We start from the raw sequence: 16218 nt of genomic DNA, 5'->3' as shown, positions 1-16218 counted from the left end.
AGCAATAATATGGAAGCGATTTATACCTACGTATCTAAACAAATAAAAGGTAAGTCTTCGAAGATTTATTGTCGTTTGTCGAGTATCACAGTTGTTTTATGCCTGATTTTGGGTGCTGCTGCGGTTATCCATGCCCAGACGGTGACCATTACCTCAACCAAATCAACGGAGCTTTACAAAAAGGATGCTACCAAAAACTACGGCTCATGCCAGGGGATCGGTCCGGATAATGCTACCACTTACCAGGTAAATCCCCTCATTCAATTTGATTTGTCGGCTATTCCTGCCGGGGCAACCATCACCTCGGCCACCCTCAGAATGGTACACGCACCGAATGGTACAGGATTTGATAACGAGTCAGGTTCAGCCTTCACGTCAATCATCAGAAGGGTGACCACTGCGTGGGATGAAGGCAACTCCTGTAACGCAACCGGAGCAGGAGCCACGTGGAACACCCCCGGAAGCGGCAGCTGGACCGGAGGGAATTATGCAGCCACCAACTATGGCACATTAACGGCCGGTGCGCCTGATGCGCCGGGTACCGTTTATAATATCACCATTACATCCTTAGTGCAAGAGTGGTATAATGGTACCTCTCCAAATAATGGTTTGGGGATAGTACCTGCTACCCTTGTAGGTGACAAATCAGAATCCTGGTATTACATGTACAGCGATGATGCCACTACGGCATCTAACCGTCCGCAGCTTATTGTCAACTATTCGCTTTCACCGGTAGGCGGAACAGCCGGCAAAACGGATGCCTGTATCGGTGTGGCCAATGGCACAATAACCGTAACCAACCCCACCGGAGGAAGCGGTACGTATCAGTACAGCATCAACTCCGGCGCTTGGCAGAGCAGTAATGTATTTAATGTTACGGCCGGAAACTATACGGTGCAGATACGAGACGCCAATAATACCTCGAATCAAACGACGCTCACCCCCAACCCCCTTGTGGTCGGCAGTTTACCCGACTCCGACGGGGATAGTATTTCGAACGATTGCGATTTAGACGATGATAATGACGGGATATTGGATACAGATGAAGGTTCTTCTATTCAGCTGGATTTGAGAACCGGTACAACAGCAGTTGGTACTAACGATCCTAAATGGACGGTTACCTGGGCTTCGCCAACAGCTGCTGAAGTCAGTGTTTTATCGGGTATTTCAACGCCCGGTTTTGATTATACGTTACTTGCAAATTATGCTCCCCCAATCGGCACTTTTCCGGTACAGGCAGCTGTTATCGGTAATGTAGTTCCTGCTGCCTGGCTAAACGCTCCTTCGGGAAGCAACTGGATATCCTATATTTTTACCGGTGCAAACAACGGCCCGGGTAATCATACGAATGCCGATGCGGATGGGAACCTGAATGAAGGCAGTCCCGGTACGAGGGTTGGTACAGGCGATTATGTACTTCTAAAATTCAGTACAACCGTAAACATTCCTGCGGGTTATAATCCAAGCGGTATCTCTTTAGTACTTAATACGGTGTCAGATAATTATTCTGCCTTTTATGTGAATGGAGTTTATAATGCACCGGTTGGAAATAATTTTTCAAATACCACCCCTATAACACTTTCAAGCGGGTGGCAGGTAGGTACCAATACCATTGAAGTACGTGTTTTTTCAGGTCCCGGCTATGCCGGTTTTGCAGCCATAGGTCTTACCCAACTTACGTTTGACACCGATGGCGACGGCATTGTCAATAGTTTAGACACAGATTCTGACGGGGACGGATGCGCCGATGCCATAGAAGGCGGTGGTAGCTTTACTGCAGCCAATATAGATGCCAATGGCCGATTGACCGGAGGAGTTGGCACAAACGGTGTTCCAACAACTGCGGGTGCCGGTCAAACCGTCGGAGGCAGTCAGGTAGCTACTCAGGTTGTTATTCTGACCCCCCCGGGCAATCAGGCAGTGGGTGCGGCTGCACCGGCCACCTTCAGTATCTCAGCCCGCGGTGATAATGCCACCTCCTACAGCAGCGGCACACCCGGCTACGGTACAGCCGGCAACTCGAACGCGGGCTTAACTTATCAATGGTATTTGGGTGATCCTGATGCCGGTGGAACGGCCCTGACCAATGCGGGGGTGTACAGCGGCGTAACATCGGCTACGCTCAATATATCGAACAGTGCAGGGTTACACGGAAATAATTATTTCGTGCTGGTCAGGCATAGCTCTAATGATTGCATTCGATTAAAACGCTCGGCGGCGCTCACGTTATTTTGTGGCAGTATCACTGCTTCCGTGGTATCACAAACAAATATAAATTGCCTTGGCGCGTCAACCGGTGCAGTCACCGTTACAGGCTCAAACGGGGTGGCACCCTATACATACAAACTGGGAAGTGGGGCTTTTGTGAGTTCGGGCACGTTTTCCAACTTAACTGCGGGCGCTTACACCGTCACGGTGAAGGATGCCGGCGGTTGTGAGCAAACCGTTAATTTCATCATTACGCAGCCTTCGGCGGCTTTGGCAGTCAGCCAATCAACCGTACAGCCACAATGTTTTGCCTCAGGAAGCATCACACCGACCGTAACCGGAGGAACAGCTCCATATACCTATGACTGGGCCGACATAGCCGGAACCAACAATACCGGTAACCGGACAGGTTTAGCCGCCGGTACGTATAATCTGACCGTTATTGACTCAAAAGGCTGTACGGTTTCAACCGGCAACATTGTGTTGAATGCCCCCATCAATTGCGACCCCATTGATATTTGTCGGAGCAGTGTCGCTGAGGTCTTCTCGGTTGCGCCCGATCCTGCCAATATATCCTACACCTGGACGGTTCCTGCCGGGGCATTTATCGTATCAGGACAAGGTACACCGCAAATCACGGTGAATTGGACCGGTGTTACGCCCGGAACTTACCAAGTGTGCGTTGTGGCGGTGAATAATTGTAACGAAAGTGCCCAGACCTGCATCAATGTGGATGTAATTCAGCCAACCGCACAGGCTTCCGTAGTACTTCCGATCTGCAAAGACAAAACAATCAATTTGATGGCTACCGGTGGGGTTTCTTATTCCTGGACGGGACCAAACGGCTTTACGTCATCCGGCGCGAACCCCACCATACTGAATGCAAACGCAGCAACCCACAACGGTACGTACACGGTTGTCGTTACGGATGCTTCGGGCTGTAAGGCGACGGCTACCGTGAACGTTACGGTAGAAGATAACCCGGTACTTACCACTGCGTCGATCACGAATGCGACCTGTAACCAATCAAACGGAGCAATTAATATTACAGTGAGTGGCGGAACCCCCGCTTATAATTACAGTTGGAATAACGGAGCCACAACCGAAGACCTGACTAATTTGAGCAGCGGCAGTTATACCCTCACTGTCACGGATTCAAAAGGCTGTTTCCAGAGTTCCACCGTTGCCGTCATCAGTACCAACGGACCGACTGTTACAAACGTAAAGACAAATGTGACCTGCAACGGTGCAAGCACGGGAAGTATAACCGTGACTGTGACGGGCGGTACAGCCCCTTATACCTACTTGTGGTCTGATGGGGCTACCACTAAAGACAGAACGGGATTGGTGGCCGGAACTTACAGTGTAACCGTGACGGATGCCACGGGATGTGTAAGTACGACAACAGCTACCATAACCCAGCCTGCGGGGATTGTTCTTGATCATGTTAAAACGAATGTTGCTTGCTTCGGAGGCTTAACAGGAAGTATAGACTTGAGCGTATCGGGCGGTACTTTACCGTACAGTTACGCATGGACCCGTAACTCAGTTTCCTTTTCGGGTAATATCCAGGATCAGTCCTCTATAGGAGCAGGTACTTATCAGGTAACGGTTACTGACGCCAACAACTGTACAGCAACGCAGACCATTGTAATCACACAGCCAAGTGCTGCTTTAAATGCAACCCGGGCTATTTCCAACGTAAGTTGCCGAAATGGTACAAATGGGCAAATTGTTTTGACTGTAACCGGCGGGACAGCACCCTATACATACGCTTGGACGGGTACAAACAGCTTCACAGCAACTACAAAAGATATTATTAATCGCCCGGCCGGTACGTATAATGTGACCATCACTGATGCGAATGGCTGCACCTTCCCACTGGTGAACATGGTGATTACACAACCTTCCTCTTTGATTGCTGTAGCTCCTGTTGCCATCACCAATGTGTTGTGTTTTGGGGATGGGAATGGAAGTATAGATGTCACCGCTACCGGCGGTACACCGCCTTATACTTATGGGTGGAACACCGGTGCCACTACCCAGGATATCAGTGGGTTGAATCCCGGAAGTTACAATGTAGCGGTTACGGATGCCAATGGCTGTTCGGTTACCTCAAACATATTTACTGTTTCCGGACCGACTGCCCCAATATCTGCGATCATAACGCCTACTGATGCAGATTGTTTTGGTGCATCCACCGGCCAGATTTCTCTTGTAAGCGGTGGTGGAACACCTACTTATACCTATCTGTGGAGTAACGCTTCAACAAGCCAGAACCTGTTTAATTTGCCGGCAGGAGATTATTCGGTTACAGTTAAAGATGCAAACTTATGTACACAGGTATTCACAACTTCAGTTGGTCAACCTACCCAAACGATAATAACGGGTGCAATTACCAATGCCCTTTGTTCCGGAAGTGCAACCGGAGCCATCACGGTATCAGTAACCGGTGGCTCTTCTCCTTATACCTACAAGTGGGCAGATGGACCGACTTCACAAAATCGTACTAATTTAATAGCGGGTAATTATACCTTAGAAGTGACTGATAATACCGGATGTAAAGTTTCTAAAACCTTTACCATCAGCAATACCTCGAGTCTTTCGCTTTCTTCAATAACAACTTCTATCAGTTGTTTTGGCAACAACAACGGTAGAGTAAACCTCATCGTTACCGGTGGCGTTGCACCCGTTACGTTCAGCTGGTCAGCAAATGCAAACAATGCCACGACAGAAGATATTTCAGGTTTGCCGGCAGGCACTTATTCAGTTACTGTTTCGGATGCTATTGGTTGTGTGAAAACATTAACGGCAAGCCCCGTTACTCAACCTGCTCTTTTAACTGCTACTGCTTCGCAAACAAAAAGTGTAAGCTGTAAAGGAGGGAGCAACGGTGAAGCAACCGTTGTGCCTAGTGGGGGAACAGCCCCTTACACCTACAATTGGTCCAATGGAGCGATGACCGCGACCGCTACGGGATTACAGGCAGGCACATACAATGTATTCGTTACAGACGCCAATGGATGTACTGCTACCGCCTCTGTCGTTATTACTGAGCCCGCAAATGAAATAGAACTGTTTGTCACCGTCTCGAATAACTCTTCGTGCAGTGTCAACAAGGGTGCAATCGATTTAATTATTCAAAATGGCGTTGCTCCATTCACATACGTCTGGACCGGCCCAACCGCTATCGGAAATGTCCAAGATCCATCAAACTTATTATCAGGTGCATATAGTGTTATCGTGACTGATGCCCTGGGTTGCAGCAGCAGTATAGCCACTACCGTTAGCAGTGCACCTGCGCTCTCCGTTAGCGTATCCGTTGAAAATCGGAGTTGCCAGGGAATTGATGGTAAAGCATTTTCAGTAGTGACAGGCGGAGTGGGGCCATACACCTACTCATGGTCTCCCGGCGGCATTACCACAAAAGATTTAACCGGTTTATCATCAGGCACATATACAGTAACTGTAACCGATGCCAATAATTGTACAGCCACTGCCTCCGGTACTTTGATTGCGCCGAATTGTCAGCCGCCGGTAGCAGTTGATGACCCCTATACGACCCCTTTCAATACGCCCGTTAGTGGGACGGTCGCTTCCAACGATTCCGACCCTGACAATACGTTGTCCGAGTTATCATTTGACCCTTTGGCGGCACCTTTGGCCAGTCAGGGAACCATCGTGTGGGACATCACAGGCAATGGTTCATTCACCTTTACCCCGGCTTTAAATTTTGTGGGGGTTGTTACTATTCCTTACAGAGTTTGTGATCCTACGGGTTTGTGTGATGACGCAAATTTAATCATCACCGTGAGCGCACGTCCCCCGGTAGCGGCTGATGATTTCAACAATACGCCAATCAACACCCCTGTATCAGGCAACGTGTTGACCAATGATGATGACCCTCAGGGATTACCGCTGACGGTCAACACAACTATTCCGACGATCTGCCCGCCGAAACACGGAACCGTGGTGATGCAGGCCAACGGTAACTACACTTACACACCAACCAACAACTTCGTAGGAACAGACAACTTTTGCTACGTGGTGTGCAGCAGCATAGGCTTGTGTGATACCGCCACTGTAACGATAGACATCATACCTTTGGTAACTAAGAATAGTGTGGTAGCCAATGACGATGCGACTCAAACGCAGGTAGGCATACCGGTGAAAATACGGGTGTTGGCCAATGATTTTGACCCACAGGGCGACAAGTTTGCTTCGGTGACCAAAATCACTAATCCCGCCAACGGTACGGTCGTTTACAATCCGGCCGACAGCAGTTTCACTTATAGCCCAACGGGTGCATTTGTAGGCAAGAACAGCTTTAAATATCTGCTTTGCGACGTAAAAGGCGCTTGTGATACAGCCACCGTGACGGTAGATGTGTTGCCTTTGATACCAGGAAACGACCCACCTGTTGCCATTGACGATGCCAACATCACGAAGGTAAATGTACCTGTGAGTGGAACAGTAGCCACAAACGACAGCGATCCTAACAATGACCCGCTCACGTTCACAAAACTGACCAACCCCGCTCACGGTACGGTTGTGTTCAACCCTAACGGAATTTATATCTACACGCCGACAACTAACTACGCAGGTCCTGACCGGTTTATTTATAAGGTCTGCGACAACGGAACGCCTAATCTGTGTGATACCGCCACGGTTTATATCACGATTTTGGTAGCTCCCCCGGTAGCTACGGACGACATCAACAACACGCCGATCAACACCCCTGTATCAGGCAACGTGTTGACCAATGATGATGACCCGCAAGGATTGCCGCTGACGGTCAACACAGCTATTCCGACGATCTGTCCGCCGCAACACGGAACCGTGGTGATGCAGGCCAACGGTAACTACACTTACACACCAACCAACAACTTCGTAGGAACGGATAAATTTTGCTACGTGGTGTGCAACAGCGCAGGCTTGTGTGATACGGCCATCGTTACCATTGATATTTTACCGCCAATCACCACCAATAACGTAGTAGCCAATGACGATGCGACGCAAACGCAGGTAGGCATACCGGTGAAAATACGGGTATTGGCCAATGATTTTGACCCACAGGGCGACAAGTTTGCTTCGGTGACCAAAATCACTAATCCCGCCAACGGTACGGTCGTTTACAATCCGGCCGACAGCAGTTTCACCTATAGTCCAACGGGTGCATTTGTAGGCAAGAACAGCTTTAAATATCTGCTTTGTGACGTGAAAGGCGCTTGTGATACAGCCACCGTGACCATTGATGTATTGCCTTTGATACCCGGAAATGACCCGCCTGTTGCCGTGGACGATGCCAACGTTACCCAAGTCAATGTACCTGTGAGTGGAACGGTAGCCACGAACGACAGCGACCCTAACAATGACCCGCTGACGTTTACCAAACTCACCAACCCGACTAACGGTACGGTGACTTTCAATCCGAACGGAACTTACACATATACCCCGAATAATAACTACGTAGGACCCGACCGATTCATTTATAAGGTCTGCGACAACGGTACGCCGAATCTGTGCGATACGGCCACGGTCTACATTACCATATTGCAAGTCAGTAAGGTAGCAGTCCTGCCAAAAGTGTACTTACAAGGCTCATTATTTGGGGTATTCTCAGGTACTTTAATGCGCGATGATTTGCGGGTGAAAAACCTGATTCCAAGAAAATCGCCTTACGTAGCCTGGAATCCAATTACTCCCGCCGATACCATTACCTCAAACACGGTGTTGACCGTTACCGGGCAAGATGCCATTGTGGATTGGGTATTTGTAGAACTCCGCAGTGCCACAGACTCTACTAAAATTATTGACAGCCGATCGGCGCTTGTACAACGAGATGGCGATATTGTAGATGTAGATGGTACTTCATCCATTGTTTTCACCAACGCAATTCCGGCAAGCTACTTTGTAGTCGTCAAACATCGTAATCATTTGGGTGTCATGACAAAAAATGCACTTCCATTAACCCTCATCGGTACAGTTGTCGATTTTAGATTAACAACGACGCCAACCTATGTTTTCTCCAACTCTCTGATTTTTCAGTCGCAGGTAAATGTTGTACAGGGGAAAGCCCTCTGGGCGGGCAATGCACTTTATGATGATCAGGTAATTAATCAGGGAACGGGCAACGATGTCAATGTCGTCTATCAGCAAGTCATTGGAGCGATGGGGAATGTGATTGGGCTGCCTTTCTTTATTCTCCAGGGCTATTATACAGGAGATATCAACATGGATGGTGAAGTAATTTTACAGGGAACGAACAATGACGTTGAGTACATCTATCAAAACGTCATCAACAACCATCCCGGTAACATCCTCAAACAAAACTTCTTTATCATACAGCAGCAATTGCCTAAGTAAAATGCAAAATCATCGTGGAGGAGACCTTAATCTCCTCCACATAACAACTAAATGAAAAATTAACCACCTGACAGGTAACTCACGATGAAAAACAAATTACTCACTTTTACTTGGATTTGGCTTGCATGGCTCATTGCAATACTTCCGGCAATTGCACAACAACTTTCGACAAATCAAGTCAATTATCAATTGACGTATAATTCCGCAACCCAAACTTACACCGTATGGGTGGTGCCCCAATACGCAACGCCCAACGCTAACAATCCGAATGCCAATGAATTTGGGGCCACAGCACAGGTATCTCTGAAAGTACCTAAAGACTTTGTCATTCAAAATATTACCGATATCAAGGGTACTTGGGACAAAAACCCGGTAAAGTTAGGGAATCAGTCGATATTTACCCCTGCCGGTTTAGACCCGAATTATCTCTATTATGTGATTGGAAAAACTTCAACAGAAGCTAATTATGGCGCTTTTAGCAGCGGCACTCCTGTTTCACTTTTCACGTTCCAAAGCAATGCCTGTTTTGGCGCAGTTGGAATTTTAGCAAAAACTGACCCCTTTGTGGCGGTGGCTAAAAACTTAGCTTCTCTCAATACGGCCGGTAGTTTTTATTCACGCTCCGGACAGTCTACAAGTGGAAACGTAATCCCCTTAGAGCAGTTTGTAGATAAACTAGGTCCTGATGTAGACTGTAGTGCCCCTTCGATTAAACTGATCAAGAGCATCGCCTCTATCACCGACAACGGACCGACAGGTCGCGGCGTAGGCGATGTCATCAACTATACTTTTACCGTCACCAACACCGGGAATGTCACCCTGACGGGCGTAACATTGACCGATGCCAAACTCAGTTTGAGCAACGCAGCTGTCAGCCCGGCCACCTTAGCTCCGGGTGCCACGGGTACCGCCACCGCTACTTATACCATCACCCAGACGGATGTCAACGCCGGCGGCGTTGAAAACACAGCCACCGTCACAGCCACGCCTTCAAGCGGCCCTGTTTCAACTGTTACCGACGTTTCGGACGCAGGGACCAACAACAATGCCGTGGCCATCGCCAACCCCGATGCGACCGAATCGCCCAGGTTGAACGGCACCACCGATGCCGATCCGACCAACGACCCGACTGTCTTGCTGATTACTCCCGCCCCTTCGATTAAACTGATCAAAAGCATCGCTTCCATCACCGACAACGGACCGACAGGTCGCGGCGTAGGCGATGTCATCAACTATACTTTCACCGTCACCAACACCGGTAATGTCACCCTGACGGGCGTAGCATTGACCGATGCCAAACTCAGTTTGAGCAACGCAGCCGTCAGCCCGGCCACCTTAGCCCCGGGTGCTACGGGTACCGCCACCGCCACGTACACCATCACCCAGGCGGATGTCAATGCAGGCGGGGTTGAAAACACCGCTACGGTGACGGGTACTCCGCCAAACTTACCCAACGGCAATCCCGCTACTCCCGTGACGGATATTTCGGATGCAGGGACCAACAACAATGCCGTGGCCATCGCCAACCCCGACGCGACCGAATCACCCAGGTTGAACGGCACCACCGATGCCGATCCCACCAACGACCCGACTGTCTTGCTGATTACTCCGGCACCGTCGATTAAGTTAATCAAAAGCATCGCTTCCATCACCGACAACGGACCGACAGGTCGCGGCGTAGGCGATGTCATCAACTATACTTTCACCGTCACCAACACCGGTAATGTCACCCTGACGGGCGTAGCATTGACCGATGCCAAACTCAGTTTGAGCAACGCAGCTGTCAGCCCGGCCACTTTAGCCCCGGGTGCCACGGGTACCGCCACCGCCACGTACACCATCACCCAGGCGGATGTCAATGCAGGCGGGGTTGAAAACACCGCTACGGTGACGGGTACTCCGCCAAACTTACCCAACGGCAATCCCGCTACTCCCGTGACGGACGTTTCGGATGCAGGGACGGACAACAACGCCGTGGCCATCGCTAACCCCGACGCGACCGAATCGCCCAGGTTGAACGGCACCACCGATGCCGACCCGACCAACGACCCGACTGTCTTGCTGATTACTCCCGCGCCATCCATTAAACTGATCAAAAGCATCGCCTCTATCACCGACAACGGACCGACAGGTCGCGGCGTAGGCGATGTCATCAACTATACTTTCACCGTCACCAACACCGGGAATGTCACCCTGACGGGCGTAGCATTAACCGATGCCAAACTCAGTTTGAGCAACGCAGCCGTCAGCCCGGCCACCTTAGCTCCGGGCGCTACGGGTACCGCCACCGCTACTTATACCATCACCCAGGCGGATGTCAACGCGGGTGGAATTGAAAACACCGCTACGGTGACGGGTACTCCGCCGAACTTACCCAACGGCAATCCCGCTACTCCCGTGACGGATATTTCGGATGCAGGGACGGACAACAACGCCGTGGCCATCGCTAACCCCGACGCGACCGAATCGCCCAGGTTGAACGGTACCACCGATGCCGATCCGACCAACGACCCGACTGTCTTGCTGATTACTCCCGCCCCTTCGATTAAACTGATCAAAAGCATCGCTTCCATCACCGACAACGGACCGACAGGTCGCGGCGTAGGCGATGTCATCAACTATACTTTCACCGTCACCAACACCGGTAATGTCACCCTGACGGGCGTAGCATTGACCGATGCCAAACTCAGTTTGAGCAACGCAGCCGTCAGCCCGGCCACTTTAGCTCCGGGTGCTACGGGTACCGCCACCGCTACTTACACCATCACCCAGGCGGATGTCAATGCAGGCGGGGTTGAAAACACCGCTACGGTGACGGGTACTCCGCCGAACTTACCTAACGGTAATCCCGCTACTCCCGTGACGGACGTTTCGGACGCAGGGACCAACAACAACGCCGTGGCCATCGCCAACCCCGACGCGACCGAATCACCCAGGTTGAACGGTACAACCGATGCCAATCCCACCAACGACCCGACCGTCTTGCTGATTACTCCCGCGCCATCTATTAAACTGATCAAAAGCATCGCCTCCATCACCGACAACGGACCGACAGGTCGCGGCGTAGGCGATGTCATCAACTATACTTTCACCGTCACCAACACCGGGAATGTCACCCTGACGGGCGTAGCATTGATCGATGTCAAACTCAGTTTGAACATGAGCAACGCAGCCGTCAGCCCGGCCACCTTAGCTCCGGGTGCCACAGGTACCGCCACCGCCACGTACACCATCACCCAGGCGGATGTCAATGCAGGCGGGGTTGAAAACACCGCTACGGTGACGGGTACTCCGCCAAACTTACCTAACGGCAATCCCGCTACTCCCGTGACGGACGTTTCGGATGCAGGGACCAACAACAACGCCGTGGCCATCGCCAACCCCGACGCGACCGAATCACCCAGGTTGAACGGCACCACCGATGCCGACCCGACCAATGACCCGACTGTCTTGCTGATTACTCCCGCGCCATCCATTAAACTGATCAAAAGCATCGCTTCCATCACCGACAACGGACCGACAGGTCGCGGCGTAGGCGATGTCATCAACTATACTTTTACCGTCACCAACACCGGGAATGTCACCCTGACGGGCGTAGCATTAACCGATGCCAAACTCAGTTTGAGCAACGCAGCCGTCAGCCCGGCCACCTTAGCCCCGGGTGCCACGGGTACCGCCACCGCCACGTACACCATCACCCAGGCGGATGTCAACGCGGGTGGAATTGAAAACACCGCTACGGTGACGGGTACTCCACCAAACTTACCCAACGGCAATCCCGCTACTCCCGTGACGGACATTTCGGACGCAGGGACCAACAACAACGCCGTGGCCATTGCCAACCCCGACGCGACCGAATCGCCCAGGTTGAACGGCACCACCGATGCCGACCCGACCAACGACCCGACTGTCTTGCTGATTACTCCCGCGCCATCCATTAAACTGATCAAAAGCATCGCTTCCATCACCGACAACGGACCGACAGGTCGCGGCGTAGGCGATGTCATCAACTATACTTTCACCGTCACCAACACCGGTAATGTGACCCTGACGGGCGTAGCATTGACCGATGCCAAACTCAGTTTGAGCAACGCAGCCGTCAGCCCGGCCACCTTAGCTCCGGGTACCACAGGTACCGCCACCGCTACTTATACCATCACCCAAGCGGATGTCAATGCAGGCGGGGTTGAAAACACCGCTACGGTGACGGGTACTCCGCCGAACTTACCCAACGGCAATCCGGCCACTGCGGTGACGGATATTTCGGATGCAGGAACGGACAACAACGCTGTAGTGATCGCTAACCCCGACGCGACCGAATCACCCAGGTTGAACGGAACCACCGATGCCAATCCCACCAACGACCCGACCGTCTTGCTGATTACTCCTGCACCGCAAGTACGATTAGTGAAACTTGCCGCGTTGGGTGGTACAGGTGCCGTCGGTGATGTGATCACTTACACCTTCACCGTCACCAACACGGGCAACGTCACGCTGACAAATCTCTCCGTTGATGATGTGAAATTAAGCCTGACCGACTTAGCCGTTTCACCGAGTACCCTTGCTCCTAACGCCTCAGGTACCGCCACGGCCACGTACACCATTACTCAGGCAGACCTCAACGCCGGCGAAGTTAAAAACACCGCCACCGTGACCGGTACGCCACCAACGGGCCCTGATGTAACGGACGTTTCCGACAGCGGCAATGAGCTGGTAGATACCCCCGCCGACCCTGATTCTGACCCCACCAACGACCCAACCGTCGTGCCGCTGACTCCTGCACCGCAAGTACGATTAGTGAAACTTGCCGCGTTGGGTGGTACAGGTGCCGTCGGTGATGTGATCACTTACACCTTCACCGTCACCAACACGGGCAACGTCACGCTGACAAATCTCTCCGTTGACGATGTGAAACTAAGCCTGACCGACTTGGCCGTTTCACCGAGTACCCTTGCTCCTAACGCCTCAGGTACTGCCACGGCCACGTACACCATTACTCAGGCAGACCTCAACGCCGGCGAAGTTAAAAACACCGCCACCGTGACCGGTACGCCACCAACGGGCCCTGATGTAACGGACGTTTCCGACAGCGGCAATGAGCTGGTAGATACCCCCGCCGACCCTGATTCTGACCCCACCAACGACCCAACCGTCGTGCCGCTGACTCCTGCACCGCAAGTACGATTAGTGAAACTTGCCGCGTTGGGTGGTACAGGTGCCGTCGGTGATGTGATCACTTACACCTTCACCGTCACCAACACGGGCAACGTCACGCTGACAAATCTCTCCGTTGACGATGTGAAACTAAGCCTGACCGACTTGGCCGTTTCACCGAGTACCCTTGCTCCTAACGCCTCAGGTACTGCCACGGCCACGTACACCATTACTCAGGCAGACCTCAACGCCGGCGAAGTTAAAAACACCGCCACCGTGACCGGTACGCCACCAACGGGCCCTGATGTAACGGACGTTTCCGACAGCGGCAATGAGCTGGTAGATACCCCCGCCGATCCTGATTCTGACCCCACCAACGACCCAACCGTCGTGCCGCTGACTCCTGCACCGCAAGTACGATTAGTGAAACTTGCCGCGTTGGGTGGTACAGGTGCCGTCGGTGATGTGATCACTTACACCTTCACCGTCACCAACACGGGCAACGTCACGCTGACAAATCTCTCCGTTGACGATGTGAAACTAAGCCTGACCGACTTGGCCGTTTCACCGAGTACCCTTGCTCCTAACGCCTCAGGTACTGCCACGGCCACGTACACCATTACTCAGGCAGACCTCAACGCCGGCGAAGTTAAAAACACCGCCACCGTGACCGGTACGCCACCAACGGGCCCTGATGTAACGGACGTTTCCGACAGCGGCAATGAGCTGGTAGATACCCCCGCCGACCCTGATTCTGACCCCACCAACGACCCAACCGTCGTGCCGCTGACTCCTGCACCGCAAGTACGATTAGTGAAACTTGCCGCGTTGGGTGGTACAGGTGCCGTCGGTGATGTGATCACTTACACCTTCACCGTCACCAACACGGGCAACGTCACGCTGACAAATCTCTCCGTTGACGATGTGAAACTAAGCCTGACCGACTTGGCCGTCACACCGAGTACCCTTGCTCCTAACGCCTCAGGTACTGCCACGGCCACGTACACCATTACTCAGGCAGACCTCAACGCCGGCGAAGTTAAAAACACCGCCACCGTGACCGGTACGCCACCAACGGGCCCTGATGTAACGGACGTTTCCGACAGCGGCAATGAGCTGGTAGATACCCCCGCCGACCCTGATTCTGACCCCACCAACGACCCAACCGTCGTGCCATTGACCCAGGGTCCCAAAATCGGTATCGCTAAAGAAGTCAGCTCCTTTGTGGATAACCTCAACTATACCTACGACATTACATTCAGTCTCAAAGTGAAAAACGCAGGTAATGTGCCTCTCAGTAACGTACAGGTATTTGATACACTGTCCAAAACCTTCCCAAGTCCCGCTACTGTTAATGTTCTTGGGATCAGCAGCGCTAAGTTCACCGTTAATCCCACCTACACGGGCACAACAAGCCAGACTCAACTGCTTTTGCCTGGCAATGCCTTGGCCATCGGTGACAGCGGAAGCATCAGTTTGACGGTGCGCGTCACTCCGAATGTATTCGTAGGGGGTACATACATCAATATTGCTTACACTACCGGTCAGAGTCCCTTGGGAGAAACCGTCAAAGATCAATCGCAGTTGGGAAATAACCCCGATCCGGACTTTGATGGAGATCCGCAAAACAACTTTGTTCCTACTCCCATAACAATTCAGACTCCCGGTAAACTCACGCTGTTACCTAAAGTCTATTTGCAGGGTTCATTGTTTGGGGTATTCTCAGGTAATTTGATGCGCGATGATTTGCGGGTGAAAAACCTGATTCCGAGAAAATCGCCTTACGTGGCATGGAATCCAATTACTCCTGCCGATACCATTACCTCAAACACGGTGTTGACTGTCGCCGGGCAAGATGCGATTGTAGATTGGGTTTTTGTTGAATTGCGTGATGCCAATGATTCAACTGTCGTGGTAAACAGCCGCTCGGCCTTGGTTCAGCGCGACGGTGACATTGTAGAAGTAGACGGCACTTCACCCATCACCTTTAACACGGTTGTTGCAGCCAACTATTTTGTATCGGTTCGTCACCGCAACCATTTGGGAGTCATGTCGCAAACGGCCCTGCCGTTAACGCAGGTCGTTTCCACGATTGATTTTCGTTCGGCAGCCACCCCAACGTATGTTTTGGCCAATTCACCGATTCATCAATCACAGGTGGATGTAGTTCAGGGCAAAGCCCTTTGGGCAGGCAATGCACTTGTTGATGATCAAGTGATTTATCAGGGTACGGACAACGACGTCAATGTCATCTATCAGCAAGTAATTGCAGCCACGGGCAATCCTTTTTTACTGCCTTTTTACATTCTTTCAGGCTATTACAAAGGAGATGTTAATATGGACGGAGAAGTGGTTTTTCAGGGAACGGCCAATGACGTTGAGTACATCTACCAAAACGTCATCAACAACCATCCCGGTAACGCCCTCAAACAAAACTTCTTTATCATTCAGGAACAATTACCTAAATAAACACAGACAGACTCAGGGGGG

Annotated in this window: 2 protein-coding genes; both read left to right on the top strand. The window is 51.6% G+C overall.

From position 1 onward, the window contains the following. The first annotated feature begins 9 nt into the window (after positions 1-9). Complete coding sequence (locus ACQY73_RS29020; RefSeq protein ID WP_428657680.1) at positions 10-8574, top strand: Ig-like domain-containing protein; 8565 nt, start codon at positions 10-12, stop codon at positions 8572-8574. 84 nt (positions 8575-8658) lie between these two features. Next, positions 8659-16197 (top strand): DUF7507 domain-containing protein, encoded by a 7539-nt coding sequence (locus ACQY73_RS29015; RefSeq protein WP_428657679.1) that lies wholly within the window; start codon positions 8659-8661, stop codon positions 16195-16197. Positions 16198-16218 lie beyond the last annotated feature (21 nt).

Origin of the sequence: Runella sp., assembly GCF_965279615.1 — a bacterium.
Taxonomy (GTDB): Bacteria; Bacteroidota; Bacteroidia; order Cytophagales; family Spirosomataceae; genus Runella.
The sequence above is the reverse complement of the archived record's forward strand: the minus strand, read 5'-3'. Positions and strand labels throughout refer to the sequence as shown.

Bases quoted from the DNA above. Each gene is read 5' to 3' on its own strand.
- ACQY73_RS29020 (WP_428657680.1), top strand. From the start codon at position 10: ATGGAAGCGATTTATACCTACGTATCTAAACAAATAAAAGGTAAGTCT.
- ACQY73_RS29015 (WP_428657679.1), top strand. From the start codon at position 8,659: ATGAAAAACAAATTACTCACTTTTACTTGGATTTGGCTTGCATGGCTC.